The sequence below is a fragment of the Sphingobacterium sp. xlx-130 genome, from assembly GCF_011007405.1.
Taxonomy (GTDB): domain Bacteria; phylum Bacteroidota; class Bacteroidia; order Sphingobacteriales; family Sphingobacteriaceae; genus Sphingobacterium; species Sphingobacterium luzhongxinii.
The window spans coordinates 535,962-562,180 of record NZ_WFKN01000003.1; the positions used below are offsets into that span (position 1 = coordinate 535,962).

At 38.8% G+C, this 26,219-nt stretch carries 27 protein-coding genes and 1 tRNA gene; 15 read left to right on the plus strand and 13 right to left on the minus strand.

Annotated elements, in window-relative coordinates; genetic code table 11:
* Position 1: 1 nt before the first annotated feature.
* Positions 2-334: a HopJ type III effector protein gene (locus G7B18_RS05645; RefSeq protein WP_164122178.1), complete on the minus strand. Its 333-nt coding sequence runs from the start codon at positions 332-334 to the stop codon at positions 2-4.
* Positions 335-532: 198 nt separating this feature from the next.
* Here G7B18_RS05645 and G7B18_RS05650 point away from each other — a divergent pair, with 198 nt between their 5' ends.
* Positions 533-1,009: a copper resistance protein NlpE gene (locus G7B18_RS05650; protein ID WP_164112690.1), complete on the plus strand. Its 477-nt coding sequence runs from the start codon at positions 533-535 to the stop codon at positions 1,007-1,009.
* Between the two features lie 3 nt (positions 1,010-1,012).
* On the opposite strand, the gene G7B18_RS05655 is transcribed toward G7B18_RS05650, so the two are convergent.
* Entirely contained in the window at positions 1,013-1,813 is an 801-nt protein-coding gene (locus G7B18_RS05655; protein ID WP_164122179.1) for an endonuclease/exonuclease/phosphatase family protein, read from the minus strand.
* Positions 1,814-1,879: 66 nt separating this feature from the next.
* Entirely contained in the window at positions 1,880-2,863 is a 984-nt protein-coding gene (locus G7B18_RS05660) for an endonuclease/exonuclease/phosphatase family protein (RefSeq protein WP_240452777.1), read from the minus strand.
* A 198-nt stretch (positions 2,864-3,061) separates the two neighbouring features.
* Between G7B18_RS05660 and G7B18_RS05665 the strand changes: the two genes are divergently transcribed.
* From G7B18_RS05665 to G7B18_RS18945, 12 genes are all read left to right on the plus strand, one after another.
* Positions 3,062-4,237: a glycosyltransferase family 4 protein gene (locus G7B18_RS05665; RefSeq protein ID WP_164112688.1), complete on the plus strand. Its 1,176-nt coding sequence runs from the start codon at positions 3,062-3,064 to the stop codon at positions 4,235-4,237.
* Positions 4,225-5,226, plus strand: a complete 1,002-nt coding sequence (locus tag G7B18_RS05670; protein WP_164112687.1) for a lysylphosphatidylglycerol synthase transmembrane domain-containing protein — start codon at positions 4,225-4,227, stop codon at positions 5,224-5,226. Before G7B18_RS05665 ends, G7B18_RS05670 begins: the two co-directional genes overlap by 13 nt.
* Positions 5,210-6,385 carry a glycosyltransferase family 4 protein gene (locus G7B18_RS05675; RefSeq protein WP_164112686.1) on the plus strand — a complete coding sequence of 392 codons (1,176 nt, stop codon included), beginning with the start codon at positions 5,210-5,212 and terminating at the stop codon, positions 6,383-6,385. Before G7B18_RS05670 ends, G7B18_RS05675 begins: the two co-directional genes overlap by 17 nt.
* Before the next feature lie 165 nt (positions 6,386-6,550).
* Positions 6,551-6,922 carry a hypothetical protein gene (locus G7B18_RS05680; protein ID WP_164112685.1) on the plus strand — a complete coding sequence of 124 codons (372 nt, stop codon included), beginning with the start codon at positions 6,551-6,553 and terminating at the stop codon, positions 6,920-6,922.
* A gap of 201 nt (positions 6,923-7,123) precedes the next feature.
* A complete protein-coding gene (locus G7B18_RS05685; protein WP_164112684.1) occupies positions 7,124-8,011 on the plus strand; it encodes a DUF3347 domain-containing protein in 888 nt (295 codons plus the stop codon).
* A gap of 1 nt (position 8,012) precedes the next feature.
* Positions 8,013-10,244 (plus strand): multicopper oxidase family protein, encoded by a 2,232-nt coding sequence (locus G7B18_RS05690; RefSeq protein WP_164112683.1) that lies wholly within the window; start codon positions 8,013-8,015, stop codon positions 10,242-10,244.
* A gap of 154 nt (positions 10,245-10,398) precedes the next feature.
* Positions 10,399-10,878 (plus strand): SRPBCC domain-containing protein, encoded by a 480-nt coding sequence (locus tag G7B18_RS05695; protein WP_164122180.1) that lies wholly within the window; start codon positions 10,399-10,401, stop codon positions 10,876-10,878.
* Positions 10,879-10,889: 11 nt separating this feature from the next.
* On the plus strand, positions 10,890-11,822 hold the full coding sequence (locus tag G7B18_RS18940; protein ID WP_205600266.1) for a DUF1801 domain-containing protein: 933 nt from the start codon (positions 10,890-10,892) through the stop codon (positions 11,820-11,822).
* Positions 11,823-11,971: 149 nt separating this feature from the next.
* A complete protein-coding gene (locus G7B18_RS05710; RefSeq protein ID WP_164112681.1) occupies positions 11,972-12,364 on the plus strand; it encodes a VOC family protein in 393 nt (130 codons plus the stop codon).
* A gap of 11 nt (positions 12,365-12,375) precedes the next feature.
* Positions 12,376-12,840, plus strand: coding sequence for an SRPBCC domain-containing protein (locus G7B18_RS05715; protein ID WP_164112680.1), 465 nt, complete (start codon positions 12,376-12,378; stop codon positions 12,838-12,840).
* A 7-nt stretch (positions 12,841-12,847) separates the two neighbouring features.
* Positions 12,848-13,273 (plus strand): DUF1801 domain-containing protein, encoded by a 426-nt coding sequence (locus G7B18_RS05720; RefSeq protein ID WP_164112679.1) that lies wholly within the window; start codon positions 12,848-12,850, stop codon positions 13,271-13,273.
* Positions 13,274-13,275: 2 nt separating this feature from the next.
* Positions 13,276-14,130: a YciI family protein gene (locus G7B18_RS18945; RefSeq protein ID WP_205600267.1), complete on the plus strand. Its 855-nt coding sequence runs from the start codon at positions 13,276-13,278 to the stop codon at positions 14,128-14,130.
* A 152-nt stretch (positions 14,131-14,282) separates the two neighbouring features.
* Here the strand turns inward: G7B18_RS18945 and G7B18_RS05730 are convergent, their stop codons facing one another.
* Complete coding sequence (locus tag G7B18_RS05730) at positions 14,283-14,951, minus strand: tetratricopeptide repeat protein (protein ID WP_164112678.1); 669 nt, start codon at positions 14,949-14,951, stop codon at positions 14,283-14,285.
* Between the two features lie 312 nt (positions 14,952-15,263).
* Between G7B18_RS05730 and lon the strand changes: the two genes are divergently transcribed.
* Complete coding sequence (gene lon / locus G7B18_RS05735) at positions 15,264-17,741, plus strand: endopeptidase La (protein WP_164112677.1); 2,478 nt, start codon at positions 15,264-15,266, stop codon at positions 17,739-17,741.
* Between the two features lie 42 nt (positions 17,742-17,783).
* On the opposite strand, the gene G7B18_RS05740 is transcribed toward lon, so the two are convergent.
* The 7 genes from G7B18_RS05740 to thrS all read right to left on the minus strand — a co-directional run bounded on the left by G7B18_RS05740 (position 17,784) and on the right by thrS (position 22,805).
* Positions 17,784-18,368: a 2'-5' RNA ligase family protein gene (locus tag G7B18_RS05740; protein ID WP_164112676.1), complete on the minus strand. Its 585-nt coding sequence runs from the start codon at positions 18,366-18,368 to the stop codon at positions 17,784-17,786.
* 65 nt (positions 18,369-18,433) lie between these two features.
* Entirely contained in the window at positions 18,434-19,309 is an 876-nt protein-coding gene (locus G7B18_RS05745) for a glycerophosphodiester phosphodiesterase family protein (RefSeq protein WP_164112675.1), read from the minus strand.
* Between the two features lie 57 nt (positions 19,310-19,366).
* On the minus strand, positions 19,367-19,516 hold the full coding sequence (locus G7B18_RS05750; protein ID WP_164122181.1) for a hypothetical protein: 150 nt from the start codon (positions 19,514-19,516) through the stop codon (positions 19,367-19,369).
* Positions 19,517-19,622: 106 nt separating this feature from the next.
* Positions 19,623-19,967: a 50S ribosomal protein L20 gene (gene rplT / locus G7B18_RS05755; protein ID WP_079642146.1), complete on the minus strand. Its 345-nt coding sequence runs from the start codon at positions 19,965-19,967 to the stop codon at positions 19,623-19,625.
* A 102-nt stretch (positions 19,968-20,069) separates the two neighbouring features.
* Positions 20,070-20,270: a 50S ribosomal protein L35 gene (gene rpmI / locus G7B18_RS05760; RefSeq protein WP_164112674.1), complete on the minus strand. Its 201-nt coding sequence runs from the start codon at positions 20,268-20,270 to the stop codon at positions 20,070-20,072.
* Between the two features lie 36 nt (positions 20,271-20,306).
* Positions 20,307-20,831, minus strand: a complete 525-nt coding sequence (gene infC / locus G7B18_RS05765) for a translation initiation factor IF-3 (protein WP_370626398.1) — start codon at positions 20,829-20,831, stop codon at positions 20,307-20,309.
* 48 nt (positions 20,832-20,879) lie between these two features.
* On the minus strand, positions 20,880-22,805 hold the full coding sequence (thrS, locus tag G7B18_RS05770; protein WP_164112672.1) for a threonine--tRNA ligase: 1,926 nt from the start codon (positions 22,803-22,805) through the stop codon (positions 20,880-20,882).
* 235 nt (positions 22,806-23,040) lie between these two features.
* Here thrS and rlmF point away from each other — a divergent pair, with 235 nt between their 5' ends.
* A complete protein-coding gene (rlmF, locus tag G7B18_RS05775) occupies positions 23,041-23,955 on the plus strand; it encodes a 23S rRNA (adenine(1618)-N(6))-methyltransferase RlmF (protein WP_205600268.1) in 915 nt (304 codons plus the stop codon).
* A gap of 41 nt (positions 23,956-23,996) precedes the next feature.
* Here the strand turns inward: rlmF and G7B18_RS05780 are convergent.
* Positions 23,997-24,073, minus strand: a tRNA-Asn gene (locus G7B18_RS05780).
* A gap of 107 nt (positions 24,074-24,180) precedes the next feature.
* The gene (mgtE, locus tag G7B18_RS05785) at positions 24,181-25,560 is read right to left on the minus strand and encodes a magnesium transporter (protein ID WP_164112671.1); all 1,380 of its coding nucleotides are present in this window, start codon (positions 25,558-25,560) and stop codon (positions 24,181-24,183) included.
* Positions 25,561-26,219: the final 659 nt, after the last annotated feature.

Here is a 26,219-nt window from a genome sequence, read left to right on the forward strand (position 1 = left end):
ACTATTTCCTAGTCAGTACTTCACGTTCAAAACGAACTCCTGACCACCCATGCTTTAAAAATTGGCGTATATTTTGATGATCTCTCCCATCTGGATTATTTAATACAGATCGAAAATGTTCTCCAAAAAGACGCAATGTTTCCTCCTCCGTTAGCTGATTTAAATACGCTGCATAAAGTACACGGGCGCTTCCCTGATTTTCACTTTCTGCATTGTAATGATCTCCGTTTTTAAAAGCAGATGGTGTATACGCATAGCCATTCTTAATCAGTTCTAAAACATCCTCAAATTGAACTTCGTTCTTAAGCAATTCCAATAATTGAATATCTTTCATACTGCAAACCTACGTAAATCCACGTTTGCGTACAATAGCAAGGAGTCGCCAAGCCATCCATAACACGAAAAAATAAAATAAAAATCTGATTTCAATTTTAGGAAAAGAATATTAAAGGGTAACTTTTGCGAGTTAATAAAACAATAAGGAACAAAAACGGTTTCTTATAATAAAGCATCATTTACAATTTTTTTAAATATGAACAAATCACTTACTACGATTGCGCTATTTTCAATTTTGGCTGTGACAGCCTGTAATTCGAACACCTCAACAAACACACAACATCAGGATTCAACAGGACATCACCACAGCCACAACGATGGTCACAATCACGCTCATCCGGATGAACACAACTCCCAAAATTCTGTGGACTGGATGGGAACATACAAAGGCACGGTTCCATGTGCAGATTGCCCAGGAATCGAAACCGAAGTTAAACTCTATCAAGATGAAACCTTTTCCTATAAAGCCACTTATCAAGACCGAAACCTTACTGTTGCAGACACTGGAAAATTCATGTGGCATGATAACGGGGGTACAGTACACTTGAAAGGTAAAGAAACAGATATTAAATACAAAGTGGGAGAAAATGTATTAATACAGTTAGATACAGAGGGCAAAGAAATCACCGGTACACTGGCAGAAAACTATATGTTAAAAAAAGTACAACAATAGTTCTCAAGAAGTCCATTCCCATTTTAAGTTCACGATTACTGCCAAATGATCCGATAGCGGAAGACTAGTATCGTCTTTAAAAATAGTGCGATCAATAGCATACAAAGTAGGCTCGAACTTAAAATGGGTACTGTTTCGAAACATGATCTTAAGAAAATCAAACAGATTATCCAATCCATGGGCGTAATGCGCATTAAAGTCACCCATCACCAACAATGGCCTTTCAGAAGAATGATCATGTATATATCGCGCCAGCTGATCCAAATTCTTTCGACGGACCTGCGCAGACCGAACATTGTCATGGGCATTTGCATGAAGATTATAGACATCAATTGTAATCTTTTTGGAAAGCTGAATCTGACTATAGCTAAACCCTTTTGGAGTCAAACAATCCGAGCCATTCCAGGACGTCCAAGGGATACGTCGGTACTCCACAATAGGAAATCGAGACAAGGTACTCAATCCATCTCCAAAAAGCACTCTTCCCTTGTGTAAAGTCTTATAGCGATGTTCAGTAGTGCTGTATAAAGATTTATTATAATTGAAATCCTCCTGCAAATTCACAATATCGTATGAATTCAAATATTTACCGATCAAAGCTATGCTCGTTCGGCGCGGAGTGCTTGCACTAGAAATATGTTGAGGTAGTCCAGCGGTATTATAAGTCAGTACACGCAGCTCACCTCTCTGGAAATCATCTAAATCAAGAAGAGGTTGTTCTGCACAAATTGATATCTTTTTGGCATTCTTGAATTTCAAGAAAAACACGAATAGTAAAACAACAACACTATAGAAATATACCATTCAAATAATACATAAATTCCGCTGATGATCACATAATTAGTATTCCTCAGATAATTCCGTCGAGTTTTATTGTACGCTATTACGTATTTCCCAAGAAACCTTTAAAGATACGGCGCAGTGATCAGACAACTGTTCCCCAAACTCATTTTCAAAAAGTGCCCTTTCTACCTTATAAGCACTTGGTGTTAATACCATATGCTCACTATTTCTAAAATAAATCTTATCAATGCTCTCACAATGATCCGAAACACTAAGAGCATGCTTTGCACAAAAACTGCTATCAATCTCCGGAAACTCACCTTTATTCTGTAGCAGCACCCAACTATCAACAACATCCACATGCTCCTGAAAATCCTTTATCCATTCTCTTTCAAAAGAATAATGCGCATTAAAATCCCCCATAAGCAAAACCGGCTGACCATCAGAATGTTCTCTAATAAACGAAGCCAGTTGTTGAAGGTTATGCTTTCTGGCCACAGTAGCCCTAAGATCATCCTGAGCCGTAGCATGTACGTTATAGACATCCAAAAAGACATCCAAAGCCAATTGTACTCTCGCATAAGAAAACCCTTTAGGAGTTAAGCAATCCGCACCGTTACAATCCGCCCAGGCAACACGCTCAAATCTTGTAATCGGATACTTGGACAGCGTGCTTAAACCGTCACCAAAAGGTACTCCTCCCATAGTTGCTGTACGATAAGAATGTGTATTATCCGCATAAAGAAACTTATTATAATTGAAGTCTTCCTGGACATTCACCAGATCAAAACTATTTATTCTCTTTCCGATCATTTGGATGCTGGATTCACGAGGTGTCTTGGCACTAGACAGCAACTCAGGAAGTCCGGCAATATTATACGTCAAAATAGTCATCTCTCCGCTGTTAGCGACTGGAAGTGCAGAAACGATAGGTTCAAAGATCCTTTCTTGCGCCCCCCCCTCTGTTCTGAAAGCCTGTAGAAACCATGCTAGACAACATACAAACGATAGAATTAAAATCCTGATATTCCATTGCTTTCGATTTCTTTCATAAGATAAATACAACAACATAACTATTGATTCTGATCTAATACAAAATTAGAGCCCTCATGTAAACTCAACTTGACTTCAATATTATTTATACGTATGCTGTATATGCATAAAAAATGAACAGAAAAGAATTTAATCATAAATTATTCACATAATCTTAATCGCAACTTATCTTTAACATCATGCATGAGCAATATTTTTACGGGCAAAGCTTAAGAGATGAGAAAAGTAGCCTTCTTTACAGAAATATTGATAGCAGATTTTGATGGTGCTTCACGCACTATGTTCCAGCTAATAGATCGAATTGACAATACCGAATTCGATTATTTCTTTATCTATGGCAATGGTCCTGAACAATTCCGTAATTTTAAATCGTACAAAGTACCTTCATTCAGAATTCCGGTTAATGAAGATTACTGCTTAGCAATCCCACACTTTATAAAGGCGAAACTTGAATCGGCCCTGGATGAATTTGGTCCAGATACCATTCACATAGCTACCCCCTCATTGTTAGGCTTTTTTGCACTCAACTACGCAAAAAAGCGAGGTATCCCTGTGCTAACCATTTATCACACACATTTCATTTCCTATATAGATTACTATTTCAGGAATATGACCTCATTGGTAAAACCAACCCAACACTGGATAAAGAAGGCAATGCTCAGCTTCTATAACCGCTGTGGGATAACCTACGTACCCACCCAATCCATTGCTACCGAACTTTCCAATATCGGAATTGACCATCAAAAAATAAAGATTTGGCCCCGTGGTATTGATTGCAATCTATTCAACCCTTCCAAGAGCGACAAATCGTACCTGAGGGGTATAACCGGAAATACAAACCCAAACATACTATTTGTAAGTCGCCTCGTCTGGGAAAAGAACATAAAGACGCTAATTGAGATCTATCAAGCTCTAGAAGGATCAGGGCGTGACTATAATCTAATGATAGCGGGAGAAGGAACTGCCAAGTTCATCGCCATGCAAGAAATGCCAAAAGCTCATTTTTTAGGCAAGCAGAATCATGAACAGCTTTCCAAATTATATGCCTCGGCAGATGCATTTGTATTCACCTCTACATCAGAGACCTACGGAAATGTAGTCGTTGAGGCAATGGCTTCTGGCCTGCCCTGTGTCATTGCAAACGGCGGGGGGTCCGCCTCGCTGATCGTACACGGTATATCGGGATATAAATGTGCTCCCGAAAGTGCACAAGAATATGTTTACTTTCTAGAAAAGATCATCAACAACTCCACTTTGCGACAAAGATTCATAAGGGAAGGCCTTGAATTCGTATCGCAGCTCGACTGGAATAAATTATCCCACCAATATTTTCTAGATGTACAACAATTAAGCATCAAAAGCAATACCTCTGGTTTGGCATGGGCAAACTAAATACCTGGCTAAAATTCAGCAAGACTGCGTTAGTAATCATCGCTCTCCTATCTATAGCCCTATTTGTAATAAATACGGATTACAACACCTTGATAAACGAAATTAATCGGGTGAGTTTTAAATTCACTTACATGCTGCTCTTGACATTTACTGCCTATCTTTTGGGCACACTGGGCTGGCAAGTATGCATGGGTGACAAAAAGAAAAATATTGGTTTATTTCAGTTATTTGTTATTCGACAGATTGGTGAAACGTTAGCACTGTTCAATCCAACCAGTGTGGTAGCGGGCGATCTATTAAAAGCTAAACTACTCACTACCTACCAGATAGATTCCGAGACAGCCCTTAAATCAGTTACAGTTTCTAGAATAACCGCTACACTATCACAGCTGATGTTATTCATTATGGCAATGCTATGGCTACTTCTTAGCCAGCGTCAAAATATATTCTCTATAGAAGTAAAATTGTTGATCGCGGGATCAATAGGCATATTATTCATCATTAAAGTCGCTTTATTTATCTGGTTGGCAAAACCCCTAAAAGAAAAACCAACAGTACAGAAAAACTCGATTTGGAATAGAATAAAGTCATCCATAATTGCGACCCTTTATAACACAAAAATATGCTTTCAGCAAGAAAAAAAAATATTCTGGTACTCCTACTTATTCTTTACTTTACATTGGATTGTTGGAAGTCTAGAGTTTTACTTTCTGCTTTCGTTCATGGAAATTTCTATACAACCTATGCACGGACTAGTTCTTGATATGTCGGTTATCGTTATCAAAAGTATGGGGGCAGTTGTCCCAGGGCAGATTGGAATTGAAGAACTCGCTAATAAAATAACCTTAACAATAATTGGTATTCAAGGAGCTACCGTGTGGATTTCGATTTCTATACTTCGACGCCTAAGACAATTGACCTGGATTGCAGTCGGTATTCTGATGACTATTTTTCATAAAAAAGAGATAAAGCATGCAACAGCACTCTGATATTGAGGTATTATTTATAAGCCACAAATCACCTCCTGCAACAGGTGGAATGGAAAAACAAAGCTACGAATTAATCAACGGCACGGCTCTTTATCTCAAAGTACACACGCTTGTGTACAATCATAAAGAGCCTCTTTGGATATTCTTCTTCAAATTAAACGACCGGATAAAAAAACTTCTTAAAGCAAATCCTGACATTCAGATCCTACATTTCAACGATGGACTGCTTGCATCATTTGCTACCTTCCACAAAGGGTACAAGCACGTAAAGAAAACCGCAACACTGCACGGCCTAGATGTTGTCTTTCCGTTATCTTACTTCCAAAAAAAGATCATTCCCCGTTTTAACAACTTTGACGCCATCTTTGCCGTAAGTGAAGCTACGGCCAAAGCAGCATTGGAGAGAGGAATAAAGGCAGAAATTATTCAGATTATTCCAAACGGTGTTGATACCCCTCCGTTGATAGATCATGACAACGCACATAGCATATACCAGAGACATCCGGCGTTGCAACCCCAAAAAAAATACTTCATAACGCTCGGTCGCCCTGTAAAGCGCAAAGGGTTTTCCTGGCTAATCCAACATGTTGTCCCCCACTTAAAAGGAGATTTTCAACTCGTGATGTTAGGCCCTTATTCTTCCAAAAAAGTAATAAAAGACCTTATCCTCTCACTATTTCCAAAGAAACTACGTTCACTTAGCATGCTTTTTTTAGGATACCCATCTGACCAGAAAATGCTCCAAAAACTGCTCCCCAAACAAGCCCCAAAAGTGGTACATCTCGGCAAAGTGTCTCTCGACGATTTACAAACACTAATGAAAGGTTCTGTGGCCTTTCTCATGCCCAACATAGCTGTTCCAGGTGATATGGAAGGCTTTGGACTAGTCTGTCTCGAAGCATCTATAGCCGGTGCCCTTGTCCTAGCTTCTGATTTAGAAGGTATAAACAGTGCAATAAAACATGATAAAAATGGCTTACTCCTTCCATCAGAAGATGAAGTAGCTTGGGCGTCAATCCTCCAAGATCTAATCAATGACAGTGAATCTTTTCATAAACATATTGGTCCTTACACAGAATATACCCGGTTACATTACAGTTGGGATAAAATGGCGCGCGCTTATAGCTCTGCTTTTATTGAACTTTGTCGAAAGATGTAATTTGTAAGGCCTGTTTATTGTATATCTATATTTGACAAGAATTTTTTCATATGTATCAAATTTGTTTTTTTCCGTCATCCGCCAGCTAGCGAATTCATGCGGTTTGTGCTTCGCCTATACATGAGTATTTCAATTATTTAAAAAAAATATGTATTTTTACATCGAATGAGAAAGTCTCTGGTTATATGTCTTACGATACTCTTTAGTCTACTATCGTTGACTAAGTTTGTTTCTGCTTGCGAGCAAAGTAAGTCGATTACAAACACACTTTCTTGCTGTGACCACCAAGAAAACACCACAGAACATACTTGTTGCCTCTCTCAGGACAGCCCCAAACACGAACATAATGACCATTGTGACGGCAAATGTAAAGGCGCAGGCTGTCAGCAAAACAGTCCGAAATTCCAGTTGTTCATTGTCGCACAAAAAAACTATGAATGTCCTTTCTTTTTTGATAAAAAAGAGGGCTTTTACGACAAAGACAACCAGCTCTCGTCGGGTTTCTCTTCCATTTGGCTTCCTCCTAAAATAGGTTAATATATCCCCTTGCTAGCCATAGGTACGTCTATTCCTTAGGGGATCGTGCCAACACAGGCTCTATTCCACCATTTTTTATTCGATAGAGGACGCTTAATGTTGATACAATCGCGCACTTTCTATCGTAAAACTAAAAACCATATGCGGTGTTTATATATCTATACACCCCTATGAATATTAAAACTATAAAATAATATACATATGAACGCAAATTATTTTTGGATCAGTATCTCCAGCATAATACTATCCACAACCACTATATCAGCACAGGTTAAAAATTCAAAGACAGAAACCTTTCACGTTAATGGCAATTGTGGTATGTGCAAAGCTACCATTGAAAAAGCCGGAAACAAGAATAAGGAATCTCAAGTAACTTGGGATGCAGCAACGCAAAGTGCAAATATAAGCTACGATGCGAAAAAAACTTCCGCAGATGCTATTTTAAAACGTATAGCTCTAGCAGGATACGATAATGAAAAATACTTGGCCCCCGACGACACCTATGCTAAATTACATGGTTGTTGCCAATACGATAGGACGTTGAAAAGCAAAGAAGTTGCTCCAATAAAATCACAGCATGCAGCGCATAGTCCAAAGCAACACCACGACCATACGCAAATCAATATGGACAAACAAAATACGATAAAAGCTAGTAATGGAAAAGGTATTGAAACCATCATAACACCCTATTTCGACCTCAAAAATGCCTTCGTAAATTCAGATTCAAAAGCCGCTGCTACGCAGGCAAAAAAAATGCTTACAAATATCGAGGCCTTAAAGATGGAGTCTTTAACCAACGAAGCACACCAAGTGTGGATGAGTAATAAGAAGGAGATTAGCACATATGCAACCAAAATATCTACCAGTCAGGATATCGCCAGCCAACGCCAGTATTTTGCAACATTATCCTTAAAAGTTTATGCGCTTATAAAAGCTTCCCCCTTAGACAAGCCTGTATATTACCAAAACTGTCCGATGTATAATGAAGGCAAAGGAGCCAACTGGTTAAGCTTAGAACAAAATATAAAAAACCCCTACTATGGTTCTAAAATGATGACTTGCGGTAGTGTAAAGGAAAAAATTGATTAATATGACAGTAAGAGAAATCAAGATAATCCTGGCTATATTGCTATCCTTCATCACCTTTGCACAGGCGCAGCAAACCGTAACCTACCATTTATACCTTCAAGATACCGTAGTAACCTATGGAGGTGTTAAAAAAAGAGCGATTGCTGCAAACGGTCAAATCCCCATGCCAACATTAGTATTTACGGAAGGAGATACCGCCGAAATTGTTGTGCACAATCAATTGAAGGAAAGCAGCTCACTGCATTGGCATGGCGTGTGGCTCCCCAATCGGGAAGATGGGGTACCCTTTCTCACCCAGATGCCAATAGCTCCCGGCACCACATATACCTATCGCTTTCCGGTAATACAAAACGGAACATACTGGTATCATAGTCATTCAGGTTTGCAGGAACAAATAGGAATGTATGGATCCATCATCTTCCATAAGCAGAAAGGAGACCCTACTTTCCGAAAGGGTATCGATGATATACCGACGGTATCTGTACTGCTTAGCGAATGGACCAATACCAAACCCGAGACCGTACAGCGTATGCTTCATACCGGCAACGATTGGCCAGGCATCAAGAAAAATGCCGTACAAAGCTATGGAGAAGCCATAAAAGAAGGTCATTTTAAGACAAAAGTAACCAATGAATGGAAACGCATGGAGGCAATGGACGTGAGTGATGTCTACTATGAGCAGTTCTTGATAAACGGACAAGCTACAAGCCAACTCAGTCAATTCAAAGCTGGAGATCGCGTACGCTTACGAATAGCTAACGGCGGAGCTTCTTCTTACTTTTGGTTGACCTATGCCGGTGGAAAAATAACGGTAATTGCAAACGACGGTAATGATGTCGAACCTGTTGATGTAGATCGACTGATTATAGGCGTATCAGAAACATACGATATTATTGTCACTATTCCAGCAGAAAACACATCTTATGAGCTAGCCGCTACTGCAGAAGACCGTTCGGGCTCTGCATCACTTTTTGTCGGAAATGGCATTCGCCAATTAAAAGCACCATTACCTCGGCTACGCTATTTTGAAGGGATGAAGATGATGAACGATATGATGAAGATGAATGGCGATATGAATGACATGGGGATGCAAATGAATTTACAGAAAATGGACATGAATGCAGTCATGTATCCCGAAATAGCCGTATCACAGGAAACCACTTCTTCCTCACAAAACGCATCCGATCATCAAGGGCATGGAACGCCTAGCAACAGAAGTGATATAGTAACCCTAAATTACAGTATGCTAAAAGCAACCGAGAAGACAACACTCGATGCGAATGCCCCGGTTAGAGAACTTAAATTTGAGCTCACGGGAAATATGAACCGTTATGTCTGGAGTATGGACAATAAAGTGATGTCGGAAACCGACAAAATCCCTATAAAAAAAGGAGAAGTCCTTAGAATTACGCTTTATAATAATTCGATGATGCGTCACCCCATGCATCTCCATGGATTCGACTTCAGGCTGATCAATGGTCAAGGAGATTACGCTCCCATGAAGAATGTGATGGATATTATGCCTATGGAGACCAACGTTATTGAATTTGAGGCTAATCGTGAAGGAGATTGGTTTTTCCATTGTCATATCTTATATCATATGATGGCAGGAATGAATCGCGTATTTGAGGTCGGAAATTACGATAATCCCCTGCTCCCAAACAAAGAAAAGGCATATAAAACGCTACAAAAAGAAAGTAACATGGTTCACTTTATGGCCCAAAATGACTTTGCTACTAACGGAAATGATGGTGAAGCCATGGTACAGAATGCCCGTTGGAGTTTAGGAACGGAATGGCGTTTGGGTTATAATGACATTCATGGCTATGAGGTCGAAACCCATTTGGGAAGGTATATCGGTAAAATGCAATGGCTCATGCCTTTTATCGGATTTGATTGGCGCTATCGCAGAATGGGCGAAGACGAGCATGAAAAAAACATGTTTGGACAGGTAAATAAAAAAGACAATAGAAGTGCAGTTAGTTTAGGGGTGATGTATACCCTACCCCTATTAATCAACTTCCAGGCCGAGGTGTACCATGATGGTGTTGCTAGACTTTCCTTAATGCGGGAAGACATCCCTCTCTCCAGAAGATTGCGCGGTGGATTTATGGTTAACACCGATAAAGAATATATGGTAGATCTTAGATATATTGTTCATAAAAACCTGGGAATCCGCACACACTATGACAGTGATATGGGATTTGGGGTAGGGCTCGCTATCAATTACTAAAAATAATTACGATCAAACAAATTCGTTATCTCGATAAACAGATAGCGAATTTGTTGTTATGATTCCTTGTACGAACAATTAAAAACCTATTTTCACTATTTTTGTTTTTAGTGTAATGAGGCTTTTTAACCAAGTAGACTAAAAACAACAATAGATGAACAAGACATTATCTGCAAAGGCTTCAATTCAGATTCAGAAGCCCAAAGAACAAGTTTTTGACGCTATCATTTCTCCAGAAAAGATGAATCACTATTTTATCGAACACGGTACAGGGCGGCTAGAAACCGGTAAAATCGTTCAATGGAAATTCCCCGAATTTGAAGACCAATTTCCCGTAACTGGCCAGCAAATAAATCAAAACGAGTATATTTCCTTTGACTGGAGCGGCGGTGCCGAAGGCATGTTAGTAGAGATATTCTTAGAATCACAAGCAGACGGTAGCACAGTCGTCCGTATCAAAGAAAGCCAGATGACAGCCGATGAAAATGGGATCCAACAAGCGATTGGTCAGACTGAGGGATGGGCTAATTTTTTAGCCTGTCTAAAAGCCTACTTAGAATACGGAATAAATCTTCGTATGGGTGCTTTTGATTTTATGAAGAATATTAAACAAACAAGCGATCCCATCACTTAAACACAAATACGATGCAGACATCTTTCTCTTCCATAGACGAGTACATTCACAGCTTTGATCAAGAGGCCCAGCAAAAGCTCAAAGAACTACGTGAAATTATTCGTGACGCAGCACCAACGGATGCCAAAGAGACGATTAATTACGCTATGCCCACCTATCGTTGGCACGGTAACCTCATACACTTTGCCAAGTTTAAAAACCACATAGGAATATATCCCGGCCCAGCTGCAATAGTGGCTTTAGCAGACAGGTTAAGCTCCTTTAAAACGACCAAAGGCGCCATCCAAATTCCACTGGATCAAGAACTACCTAGAGAGTTAATCACCCAAATCGTCCATTTCAATACAGATCAGCTCAAAGACAAGCAGGGACCCATCTGGGATTCTCATCGTGACAAGTGGATAGACTGTGAAGAATTCATGAACCAGTTGATACTTCAAACCGAACTAAAAAAGGAATTCAAATGGGGAACAGCTATCTATACCTTTAACGGTAAAAATGTAATCGGATGGGCTGGTTTTAAAAATTTCTTTTCGCTTTGGTTTTACAACGGTGTTTTTTTAGAAGACCGCGATAAAGTATTGGTATCAGCATCTGAAGGAAAGACAAAAGCCTTGCGGCAGTGGCGTTTCAAAAGCGTAAAAGAAATGGATGCAAAAAAGATACTTAGCTACATTAGTGAAAGTATACAGACCATTAAAGACGGTAAGGAGATAAAGATTGAACGCTCTCCCGCTCAACCACCACAAGGATTTTTCAAAGAAGCATTAGAACAGGATAAAGCCTTAAAGAAAGCATTTGATAGTTTGACCCCTGGAAAACAGAAAGAGTATATCGCTTACATCAACGAAGCGAAACAGGACAAAACAAAACAAACTCGAATAGAGAAAATCACTCCTCTTATTTTGGCAGGAAAGGGGCTACACGACAAGTACAAACGCTAACAGTAATTCTTGTCTTATGTCAAGTACAGTATCAGATTCAGATCACTATATTTAATAATGAATCGCTAAAGTATTAATCTATCGTATAAACTCGATACGCTATTACCCAAGGATGTTAATCAATTTCAACAATTATACACCGTAACCATATGAGTAAAGATAAACCTAAACAGGGACAATTTTATTGGACGGACCTGACGGTGAATAACCCCACTGAATTAAAAGAGTTTTATAAAACACTATTTGGATGGCAAGAAATAGGAGTTGCTATGAAAGATGGTGATGAATCGTATGAAGACTATGCCATGGCCGTTGATACGGAAACAGCTGCTGGTGGAATATGCACACACCGAGGAGTCAATACAGGTATTCCTCCACAATGGATTCCCTATTTTTTTGTCGATGATGTTCATGAAAGCCTTTCCACCTGCCTACAACTTGGAGGTACACTACTAAAAGACAGTAAAAAACGAGACGGCACCCTCAACTATGTGATTGTAAAAGATCCACAGGGAACTGTTTTCGGAATGGGAAATATGTAAAAATAAGGATCATGAAAAATTTAAAAACATTATACTACAAAGCGAATATTGAAGCATCACCACTTCATGTTCATAAGGTAATGCTCGCAAAAGAAAGCTACAAAGACTGGACTTCATTCTTTGGTGAAGACTCGGACTTTAGGGGAGACTGGTCTGAAGGATCGAAAATATACTTCCTTTCAAAAGACATGAATGGAGATGAGATGGGCATGATCTCCATAATCGATAAAAATATACCTGGCGAACTTTTAACCATAAGATCAATTGGCATATTTTCAAAAGATGGAGAGCTCTATGAGGGAGAACACGTAGACGGATGGAAAAACTCATTCGAAATATATAGATATAAAGTTGTCGAAAATGGAGGTACTGATCTAATCTGCTCTGTAGAAGTAGACAGCGAAGAGCACGAGAAGATGTTTGAAGATATATGGCCCAAAGCACTGGAACGATTAAAAGAACTTTGCGAAAAATAAATTTAACATGGCTAAAAATAAAACAGAATACACAGACGAAGACGTCATTGCTTATATTGAAAAAGTTGAAAACCCGCAAAAAAAAGCGGATAGTTATCGGCTTCTAAAACTTATGGAAAAAGCCACAGGTCAATCGGCCAAAATGTACGGCCCTTCGATAATTGGATTTGGCAACTATTACTATAAGTATGCAAGTGGCCATGAGGGTGAAGCTCCCCTCCTAGGGTTTTCTCCTCGCAAAGCTGCCATTTCACTTTATGTTTTCACAGGAGCAGACGAACATGCCTATCTACTGGAAGGATTGGGAAAATTTACGATGGGCAAGGCTTGTATATACATCAAAAAACTAGCTGATATAGATGAGGAAAAGCTAATCCGAATGATGACTGTCTCTATAAATTTTATAGCTGAAAAATACAACAGACTCACCTAAATATGAAAATCATATTATTCTATCTTTTTCTAATCAGCATGCCTTCAATGACAATAGCACAAGTAAACTGGCTTAAGCTATTGCCTGGAACTTGGAAAGTCGAAAACAAAGAACGATTCGAACATTGGGACAAACTTAATGATAGCTCATTGAAGGGGTTTTCTTATTCCTCGAGCCAAGGCAATACATTAAATATCACAGAGTATTTATCATTAAACAAACAAAACGAACGATGGCGTTATGATGCCAGTCTTATCGGACAAAACAAGGGTAATACAATAGGCTTTGAGGGAGAGGCAAAAGACAGCACATTATCCGTAGCCAATCCGACACATGACTTTCCGAAGCTTATTTCCTATAAATACATCAATGACAACAGGTTGTTGGTTAGCATTTCAGATATGGAAACTAAATCGATGTCTTACTTTTTGGAACGACAGGTATCAAAAGATGATGACAAATACACACCGTATGATGAGGCACTTGCTAAATCACTAGGTGCCGACTCATATGGAATGAAATCCTACTTCCTAGTAATCTTAAACACAGGTAAAAACCCGTCAACAGACACCGAAGAACGAAAGAACAGTTTTGCACAACATCTAAAAAACATCCAAAAACTAGTCGAACAGCAAAAACTAGTGGTAGCTGGTCCTATTGCGAAAAATGATAAAAACTATAGAGGTATTTTTATCTTCCATAACCTTACAAGCGAACAAGAACTTAAAAACATCCTACAATCCGATCTGGCTATCAAAAACAACTATCTGGACTATACAATTTACACCTGGTACGGGTCGGCGGCGCTGCCTGTATATCTCGAAACCGCCCGAAAGATATCCAAAGAAACGCCATAACAAGATCTTGATTGCTTCTACATACATTTTCAGAAAAAACTTTCATGATTCCATTGAATCTCCAACAGAGATCAAAGTTCTTGATGGCCTCTGAAAACATATACTTTCAGAAAAAAGGCTTTCATTTTGAAAGCCTTTTTTTATTTCTTGATTTACTTCAGATTATCGCGGTATACCTTTGCCTTTTTTAATTCGGTTTGTATATCTTTACGTGCAGCGTCATAAGAAAGCACTTTTTCATAATCTGTCACCGCCTTATTATAGGCTTCAGTAGCTGCTACTTTATTGTAATTATCCGTACCGGCAGTTCCTTTTAAAATACCCAAATCACGATAAGCGACAGCCCTATTTTGATACAACTTGGCATCATTTGCGTTTACAGCAATAGCCTTTGTATAATCACCAACTGCTGATTGCAACAACTGTTCCTTTTGCGCATTAGAAAGTTTACTATTCTTTGCTACTGCCAATGTATTGTTAGCTTTCGCTTTGTAATAATAAGCATTTGCATTCTTCGCATCCAAAGCAACAACCTTACCAAATGACGTCACGGCCTTTTGGAAATCACCAGATTGAAATTGGGAGTACCCTAAAAGATAGAGAACATCTGGATCTTTTGACTCTGTAGGCATTGCTTTCTCTAAATGTGAAACTGCAGATTTGAAATCACCCTCAAGCAGTGCTTTCTGTCCCAATCGCACATTAGGGTTACTATGCTCCTGTTGCTGTGCTTGAGCTGTTAATGTCATCAAGGCCAAGGCTAATGCCGACATCCCCAACTTTAATGATCTCAATTGATTATTTGCAATTTTAATATTCATATCCTTGATTTAAATGTTTCTATTATACGTGTTAGAGTAAAAATGCCACAATAAGTTTAAGTCATCAATAAATACTTATAAACATTTCCACAATAATACATTTTCTTTTATTTTTACATCAACCTACTTTATCAAAATGCTGTCATAAATCCAAAACTTTATGACTATTTTGCAGGTTTCATAAGGAGTACAGCATAAATAATACCACTTTTTACGATTGGCATTCAGCTTGCATTATAAACATTCATAATCCATAACGGAAAAAGTACACCTAAAGTCTGACATGTTGTCGGATTTTAAACAAAACAATATATGAGCAAATTTGACACATTCGATTTCAACCAGGCTATTCCAATAATTAGTGAAGACACCGAATTCTTCCCCCTATTAAGCCCACAGGATGAAGACGAAATGCGAAACGAAGATATACCCGAGATCCTGTCCATTCTCCCACTCCGTAACACCGTGTTGTTTCCGGGAGTTGTGATTCCGATTACTGTTGGCCGGGATAAATCTATAAAACTCGTAAAAGAAGCCTATAAAGGCGATCGCACAATCGGTGTTGTCTCGCAAAAAGACATGTCCGTAGAAGATCCAGGCTTTGATCAGTTAAATAAAGTCGGAACCGTTGCCAATATTATTAAGATATTGCAAATGCCCGATGGAAATACAACGGTAATTATACAAGGGAAGCAACGTTTTAAACTTCAGGAGCTAGTTCAATCTGATCCTTATATAAAGGCTAAGGTCGAACGCTTCGCAGAAGAAAAACCAAAAACGAGCAGTAAGGAATTTAAGGCTTTAATTTCTTCTATTAAAGAACTGGCGTTACAGATTATACAATTATCTCCAAATCTTCCTTCAGAAGCTGGAATCGCAATTAAAAATATTGAAAGCCCCACATTTTTGGTAAATTTCATATCGTCTAATTTGGCTTTAGAACTTGCTGCCAAACAGGACCTATTGGAGCTAAAAGACTTTGTCAAACGCGCTAAACTATTGCTAGAACATCTAACTACCGAAGTACAGATGTTGGAACTAAAAAACCAGATCCAAAATAAAGTACGCATCGATTTAGACAAACAGCAACGGGATTATTTTTTAAACCAGCAGTTAAAAACAATTCAGGAAGAATTAGGCGGTAATACCCCTGACCTGGAAATAGAAGATTTAAAAAAACGTTCCAGAAGTAAAAAATGGCCTGAGGATGTCAAAAAACACTTTGACAAAGAATTAGAAAAACTAGCACGAATTAACCCAGCTGCTGCAGATTATTCCGTACAACTCAACTATTTAGAGTTAATGCTAGACCTGCCTTGGGGAGAATTCACAAAAGACAAGTTTGACTTAAATAGAGCCGTAAAAGTTCTAGACAAAGATCATTACGGTCTAGATAAAGTTAAGCAACGTATTGTTGAATACCTAGCTGTCTTGAAACTGAAGAACGATATGAAAGCGCCTATACTTTGTCTCGTAGGTCCTCCTGGGGTAGGTAAGACATCATTAGGAAAATCTATCGCCAAAGCATTAGGCCGTAAATATACCCGTATGGCCTTAGGAGGAGTCCGTGATGAAGCTGAAATCAGAGGGCACCGCAAAACGTATATAGGTGCTATGCCCGGACGTATTATTCAATCGCTTAAAAAAGCGGGAACTTCTAACCCTGTGTTTGTGCTGGATGAAATCGATAAGATTGGTTCTGACTTTAAAGGAGATCCATCTTCCGCGTTATTAGAAGTGCTAGACCCCGAACAAAACACACATTTCTATGACCATTACGTAGAAATGGAGTACGACTTATCTAAAGTCATGTTTATAGCCACAGCTAATTCATTAAACACAATCCAACCGGCTTTACTCGACCGTATGGAGATTATCGAAGTGAATGGTTACACCATAGAAGAGAAAATCGAGATAGCAAAAAAACACCTTCTTCCCAAGCAGCGTGAAATGCATGGGCTACAAAGTAAGGATGTGACATTAAACAATAAGGTGATCGAAAAGATCATTGAAGAATATACTCGCGAATCTGGTGTACGTGGTTTAGAAAAAAAGATAGGCTCTGTAGTACGCGGTATAGCGACTAAAATTGTCATGGAAAAACCTCATGCGTCGAGTGTTAACACAGATGTTGTAGAAGAAATATTGGGGGCTCCTATTTTTGACAAAGACATCTATGAGAATAATGAAGTAGCAGGTGTAGTAACCGGATTAGCTTGGACAGCAGTCGGTGGTGATATTTTATTCATCGAATCCAGTTTAAGTCCAGGAAAAGGCAAACTCAGTCTAACAGGTAACCTAGGTGATGTTATGAAAGAGTCTGCCGCAATAGCCATGGCGTATTTACGTTCACATGCAGAAGATTTCGGAATAGACTACCGTATCTTTGACCATTGGGATGTAAATATACACGTTCCTGCTGGAGCCACGCCTAAAGATGGGCCTTCTGCCGGTATCACTATGCTGACAGCACTTACATCGTTATTTACCCAACGTAAGGTCAAAGAAAAACTAGCTATGACAGGAGAAATTACCCTCCGTGGCAAAGTCCTACCGGTAGGTGGTATAAAAGAAAAGATATTAGCAGCTAAAAGAGCCAACATCAAAGAGATTATCCTTTGCAAATCCAATCAAAAAGATATATTAGAGATCAAAGAAGACTATGTTAAAGATATGAAGTTTTATTACGTATCCGAAATGTCCGAAGTGATTGATCTAGCGCTATTAAAAAGCAAAGTCAAACATGCTAAAGATATTAATAGATTCAATACAGATCCGGTAAAAAAATAAGAAAACACAAAAAGCATCATTTCACCAAATGATGCTTTTTTATTAGAAGTTAAAACTTAACTGACCAGCACCCAACAAACGCTCCTTCCCACCAAAAGGAATCTTAAAAAAAATATCGTACTGCTTTACATCGGGATTAAAGACCCGAATATATACCGAATCACAATAGAAGTCTAGGTCAATCTGCTTCAGACTACTTTTAGCGTCCTTAAGAGCCCCCTCTTCCAGCTTACGCCCTATCGATAAATGGGGCTCTTTAGAAATAGACTTTAACGAGAATCTATCTTTCAAGGCGTCAATAACCGCCGCCGAACGCTGGTTAAAATAATATTTGGATTGTACTGTTGGTACAATATAGTAAGTATAGGTATTTCCATGTTGAAAGATCGAATAATCATTAAAATAAACATGTTGAGCATGCTCGTACTGCAGTTTTTCTATAAGCAGACTAGCAACTCCCTTTAACTCATCCCGGGTAGTTTCAAACTCACATATCGTAACATGTCCCGCAGAGTTGCAACTTGAATACCAGCCTATCACTGATTTAAGATTTTCCTTTAAATTTCTAATTTTTGCATTAACACTTTCACAAGGTACAAATGCCAAAGATACCTTAACGCTTTCCATCACCTACAATTTATGGTCCATCTTAAAGATAAGAAATAAAACCATAACGTCCCAGTTAGAATGCGCTACTTAATTGCCTCACTAACCGCTATGGGTAAGTCCGATTCAAGTATACGCGCCCCGTCGGCAAATACTGCTCGGTATTTTTCTGCACGTTTATCTTTACTTGATAATTTGTCATATGTAGGCGCTGTAGAAATCATACACAACACCCCTTTCTCTTTAAAGAAATTATACATATCTTGATTTTCAGGCTTGATTTCAGGACCAATATAAACAATCATTCTATCATAAGGTAAGCCAGAATTCTTAAATGCTTCCAATGCCTTCTGATCCTTAATATGCATAGACATATACTGCTCGGGATTTTTTTCTAAATAAAACTTAGCCTGCTCCACCGTATGAACAGTGACCCACACCCATGCATAAGCCTTATGCTTACGGATGATTTCAGCCGTCACCTCCAAAGGCAGATCTTTTTTATCAAGATTTAAAATAGTCTTCCCTTTAGCCCACATAATCATTTCATCTAAAGTATTAATACGATAGATCGTTGGCTTGCCAGCATAGTCTTTCAAGTGGAGCTTTTTAAGCTCTTTCCAAGTATAGTCCGATACTTTCCCCTTCCCTGTTGTACTACGGTCCAATGTCGCATCGTGTATCATTACAGCGACCCCATCTTTCGTCAGCCGAGGGTCTACCTCAAAAATCGCAGAGGTATGCTTTAACACTTCGGTCATACCCGCTATTGAATTTTCAGGCAAGCCCAATTCAATAGTCCCCCGATGACCAGATATTATTTTTTTATCACCACTATATCTGAAATAATCGCGCATTTCTCTTGCACTTTCAAAGTTTAGTGTATGTAGGTTTTGCGCATGTAGCAAACTTAAGGACAATACAAAAAGAGCAGTAATAACCGAAACAATAAGGTTTTTCATTGAATTAGATTTTCTACAACAAAGCTAACCATTCTATCTTAAAAAATTGTTACCAATTTATTTAGTTTCGATAAATACTTTAGTAGAAACAAAAGATATTCCAATAAAACTTTCATGATCCGCCAGCTGGCAGATCACCAATAGAGATGAACCGATCTTGATATTATCGGGACAGCTCTTGAATGCCAGATTAAAAGAAAACATCATGAAAAAAGTTCTTAATGGTCAATAAGAACATAAACTTTCAGAAAAAAAAGGAACCCGATAGGGTTCCTTTTAATATCTAACAAATCGATTGCGATTTAAAACTAAACTATTTTACAGCGTCAATGACTGCTTTAAAAGCATCAGGATTATTCAATGCTAAATCAGCTAAAACCTTACGGTTTAAACCGATATTCTTAGCATTCAACTTACCGATCAACTGAGAATAAGAAATTCCGTGTTGACGTGATCCTGCATTGATACGCTGAATCCATAAAGCTCTGAACTCGCGTTTTTTGGTCTTACGGTCGCGATAAGCGTACTGTAAACCTTTTTCAACTGTATTTTTAGCAATAGTATATACTTTGCTACGTGAACCGAAATAGCCTTTTGCTAATTTCAAGATTCTTTTTCTTCTTCTTCTAGAAGCTACTGCGTTAACCGAACGTGGCATATTGATTAAAATTTAATTTGGTAAAAGGTGTTACGTTTTTCAGTAATCTTACAACCCTATACCCGGTCAAAAAATATTGTTTATTTAACTTAAGTCTGAAAACTATTTACCGATAGCTAACATACGTTTCACATTACCTAAGTCTCCGTCAGAAACATAAGTTGTTTGTGTTAGATTACGTTTTTGCTTCGTAGTCTTTTTCGTTAAGATGTGGCTTTTGAAAGCACTTTTTCTTGCAATCTTACCTGTTCCAGTCAATTTGAAACGTTTTTTCGCGCTGGAATTGGTTTTTACTTTTGGCATAATACTTATTATTTATATCAATCTGTTAGAATACTCTTATTTCTTTGTTGTTTTAGGTGCCAAGGTCAAAAACATACGTTTCCCTTCTAACTTTGGAAGTAACTCCACTTTCCCATAGTCTTCCAATGCTTGCGCAAACTTTAACAACAAAATCTCTCCCTGCTCTTTAAAGACAATAGCACGCCCTTTAAAGTGTACATAGGCACGGACTTTCTCTCCGGATTCCAAAAAACGCATTGCGTGTTTCAATTTGAATTCGAAATCATGCTCGCTCGTATTCGGTCCAAAACGAATCTCCTTAATAACTGTTTGTTTGGCATTAGCTTTGATTTCCTTTTGCTTTTTCTTCTGTTCGTAAATAAACTTGCTATAATCAACAATTTTACAAACAGGAGGAACAGCATTTGGAGAAATCTCGACTAGATCTAGCTCCAATTCATCGGCCAGCTCTAACGCTTTGCGGGTAGGATATACCCCTGGCTCAACATTATCCCCAACTAAACGTACCTCTGGCACACGTATGAATTCGTTGATACGGTGCTCCGGTTCTTTTTTCCTCATTGGTGGTCTAGGACCACTAGGTCTTTTTAATGCCAAATGTTTAAAATTTTAAACGGTTATTTCTTTTATTAATAAATCTCTAAATTCATCAGACGTCATTGAACCTAAATCCACTGAACCATGCTTACGAACAGAAACTGTGCCACTTTCCATCTCCTTTTCCCCTACAATAAGCATATAAGGCAATTTCTTAACTTCAGCATCACGTATTTTACGCCCTACTTTCTCGTCACGAAGATCGATTAGACCGCGAATATCGGAATTATTTAGCGATTCTAAAAGTTTTTGCGCATAATCTTCATATTTTTCTGACACAGGCAAGACGATAAACTGCTCAGGTGCAAGCCATAACGGAAACTGCCCTCCACAGTGTTCAATCAAAACGGCGACAAATCTTTCCATCGATCCAAACGGTGCACGGTGAATCATCACCGGACGGTGTTTTTGATTATCACTACCTGTATATTCCAATTCAAAACGCTCAGGCAGATTATAATCTACTTGTATAGTACCTAATTGCCATTTCCGGCCAAGTGCATCCTTCACCATAAAATCAAGCTTAGGTCCATAGAATGCTGCCTCACCATACTCCACTACCGTAGGGAGTCCTTTTTCAGCCGCAGCCTCAATGATGGCAGATTCAGCCAATGCCCAATTTTCATCTGAACCAATATACTTTGTTTTATTGTCCGGGTCGCGCAAAGAAACCTGTGCAGTGTACTCATTAAAGCCTAAGGCTCCAAACACGTAAAGCACTAGATCAATAACTTTCTTAAATTCCTCTTTTACCTGATCAGGACGGCAGAATAAGTGGGCATCATCCTGTGTAAATCCACGAACACGGGTCAATCCATGAAGCTCGCCAGATTGTTCATAACGGTATACTGTTCCAAACTCTGAAAAGCGCACTGGCAGATCCTTATAGGAACGCGGCTTAGTTTTATAAATTTCGCAGTGATGAGGACAATTCATCGGTTTCAACAAAAACTCTTCCCCTTCTACAGGTGTTTTGATCGGTTGGAATGAATCCGCTCCATACTTCTCATAATGGCCCGAAGTGATATAGAGCTGCTTATGTCCAATATGTGGAGTCATCACAGGCTCATACCCTGAGTTAAGTTGTGCCTTCTGCAAAAAGTCCGTTAACTTCTGACGTAAAGCAGTTCCCTTAGGCAACCATAACGGCAAGCCCATACCAACCTTTTCAGAGAAAGCAAAAAGCTCTAGTTCTTTTCCCAACTTACGATGATCTCTTTTCTTAGCTTCTTCGATAAACTTGATATACTCAGTCAATTCAGAAGCTTTCGGAAAAGTAACACCATATATACGTGTCAACTGCTTTCTGGTTTCATCACCGCGCCAGTAAGCACCCGCTACGTTAGTCAATTTTATAGCTTTAATAAAGCCTGTATTCGGAATATGTGGACCACGACACAAATCCGTAAAATTACCTTGCGAATAGAATGTTATAGATCCGTCCTCCAGATCTTTAATTAAATCAAGCTTATACTCGTCCCCTTTTTCTTCGAAATAAGCAAGCGCTTCCGCCTTCGACACACTTCTACGATCAAAGACCTCTTTCTGCTTCGCTAGTTCCAGCATTTTATCTTCAATCTTCTTAAAGTCATCAGAAGAAAAAATCTGATCTCCAAAATCAACGTCGTAGTAAAATCCTGTTTCAATAGCAGGACCTATACCAAATTTAATTCCAGGATACAATTCTTCCAAAGCCTCTGCCAATAAATGCGCAGAAGAATGCCAAAAAGTAGATTTGCCCTTATCGTCATTCCAAGTCAACAACTTGACAGCAGCATCCGAATCAATGGCACGGGAAGCATCCCATACTTCACCATTTACTTCTGCGGCTAAGACATTTCGAGCTAAACCTTCGGAGATAGAGAGCGCCACCTGCATAGCAGTAATTCCCTTTTCATACTGACGTACCGAACCGTCTGGGAGAGTAATGTTAATCATCTACAATTATGATTTTAAAATTTGTTAATGTTTTAGACACATCCACATACAGTGTGTACAATTACACTGTGCTACATGCAGCCACATCTAGTTATTTAATAATGTCCAAACATAGATAAAATGCTTGGTATTCTCGAATCCCAAATGGAAAAAAGGTCTCGACAACCACTAATTTTACGTTCACATGCAATTTAATAGCCTTACAAATGTACCTTTGTTCTTTAAACAATAGTAAATGAACATGATCCATAAAGGCGTTACTTCTTCAAAATTACATCCTCGAAACAAACATCGCAACGGCTACCAGATGGACAAACTGTGCAAAAGCAACCCTGCCCTTCTAGCTTATGTCTTTACAAATGATTTCGGTACACAGAGTATTGACTTTGCAAACCCGAAAGCGGTATTCGAGCTAAATAAAGCGTTACTCGTAAATGAGTATAAAATCAAAAACTGGCAGATCAGCCCAAACAGCCTTTGCCCTGGTATCCCTGGGAGAGCCGACTACATCCACTCCCTTGCTGACCTTTTGGCAAAAGACAACGAAAATCAAATCCCCACAGGCGAGAAGATCAAAATTCTCGATATCGGAACCGGATCAAGTTTGATCTATCCCCTCATAGGTGCACAAGAATACGAATGGAATTTCACTGCGACCGAGATTGATCCCAAATCCATTCAATGTGCAGAAATAAACATCAACAAAAACACTTGGCTCAAAAAGAAGATACAATTGAGATTCCAAGACAACAAAGAACATATCTTACAAGGAATCATATTCGAAAAAGACCATTTCGATGCCGTGATGTGCAACCCACCGTTTTTTAAATCTAGAGAAGACAACTGGAAAGTCAGTTCAAAAAAATTCCAGAACTTACATAAAGATAAAGAACAGCCCACTGTTCAAAATTTCTCTGGACATCCCAATGAGCTTTGGTATCCTGGTGGGGAAAAAGCTTTTATAGCTAAACTGATCTATGAAAGCCTCCAACTCAAAGACCACCTCAACTGGGTGACTACGCTTGTATCCAGCAAAGATCACATCAAACCACTAGTTGCTATACTAGAGTATCACAAAGCGACAGTGATCGAGATTATCCCTATGCAACAGGGGCAAAAAATTTCAAGGATTCTTGCCTGGAAATGGTAAAATAAAAAAGCCATCAACTAAAGTTGATGGCTTTAAAAAAATGGCTCCTGAAGCTGGGCTCGAACCAGCGACCCTCTGATTAACAGTCAGATGCTCTAACCAACTGAGCTATTCAGGAATCTTATCTTGTTTCCCTTTCGGTGATGCAATTATCGGAAGTTTAATTTGTCTTTGCAAATATTTCTATCAAAAAAAACGCAAGTCATTCATTGCCAAAAAAATAATTTACAACAACACTCCCGATAGAATAAGGGTAATAAAAGTAAAGTAAATCAACAGACCCGTTACATCGACCAAAGTCGATACAAAAGGTGCTGACGAACTCGCTGGGTCTGCCCCCAAACGTCTCAACAAAAACGGCAACATTGATCCGGTCAATGAACCCAACAAGACCACACCCACAAGAGACAAAGAAACTACTAACGCCACCAATGCCCAATGCTCTCCATAATTATCGGTAAAAAACTGCCATGTTGCAATCCTTATAAAACCTAGCACCCCCAGAATAACCCCTAAGATCGTACCGGATATTATCTCTCTTTTCATCACACGCCACCAATCAATCAGCGTTACTTCTCCCAAAGCCATGGCCTGAATAACCAATGTCGAAGCTTGTGATCCGCTATTTCCTCCACTAGAAATAATCAATGGCATCAGCGCAAACAAGAAAACCACTGATGCAACCTGAGTCTCAAAATGTTCAATAACCGTTGCAGTCAGGAGCTGTCCCAAGAATAGAACAATCAACCAACCAGCACGTTTCTTCACTAAATGCAAAATTGAAACATCCAAGTAAGGCTCATCCAAAGCCTCGGTACCACCGAAACGCTGCATATCCTCGGTATACTCCTCGTTTGCGACCCACAGGATATCATCGATTGTCACAATTCCCAACATTATACCCTGCTCATCTACAACTGGCAAAGCTACCCTATTGTTCATCCGGAAAATAGTGACTGCATCTTCCTGAGGATCGTTTGCATTCAAAGAAATCAAACGGTTGTCGATTAAATCCCCCACTCTCATATCAGGTTCGGCAAGTAGAATATCTTTGATACGGATATCATCTATAAGCTTACCGTCTGAATCAATCACGTACAGAACATCAATTGTTTCAGATGCTCCTCCATATCTTCGAATATGATCCAAGATTCGAGTTATACTCCAATGCGCTTTGACGGTAATATAATCAGGAGTCATCAGTCGTCCGACACTATCCTCTGGGTATCCCAATAACGACAGTGCTTCCTTTCTTTCTTCCGGTGAAAGCATAATGATCAGACGTTTCACAACGTCCCCCTTTAGCTCACCAAAAAAAGATGTCCGGTCATCCGGTGGCATCTCATTGATGATCTCTCGAATTTTTGTAGCTGATAATTTTTTGAAGATACGTTCCTGCGTCGGGAAGTCTAAAATACGGAATACATTAACAGCTCGCTTTAGACTAAGCGTCTCCAAAAAAAGCGCACCGTGCTCAGGAAGTTCATCGATCAATTCCTCGACGTCAGAAATATTAAGCTCATTCAGAAAAGTTTCTAGTTCTCCTAAATCGCCTTTTTCGATCAGCTGCTCTATATACACAACTTGCATTTCCAATTCTTCCATATTGCCTCCGATATTTATCCTACATGATTTACTTCTTTTGAAAGAGTATGTTAATTAGTGTGCACCTACTAAACACACCACAGTGGTTTAAGTACGTTGCAAAAGTCGCTTTTTTAAACCAAAAAATATAATCTTTTTTTTCGCCCAATACTTACTAAAAAAAGCTTCTCAGTGTTTAATAAAAGAAGACATTATGACATAACCCTAAAGAAAAAAAAAACTTAGAACCCCAATCCAAAGCCTTCATCCCTCCCGTAAAACGGAAAAAATATCCGACACTTAAAAAGCTCAAAAACCACAAGACAAAATCACAGGATGTCACAACAGGATATCTTCAAAGAACCCAACATTTCTACATCCTCAACTAACACACGATAACAAGAACTAACGCTTTCGATCGCTATCAACAAAAATACATCTGGATATATCCAGTTAACAAAAAAACAGTACATTAGTAAATCCATATACAACTAAAAATTATCCTAAAAAAAATAAGGACACACCATACTATAACAACAAATAAAACACAAAAACAAAATCATTTCATAAAACAATTAAACAATAATAATCAGATATTTAAATAAACAAAACTAAACAAACACTAAATAAAAACAAACACAAAAACACTAACAAAATTAGCAAAAAGCGATTACAAGACA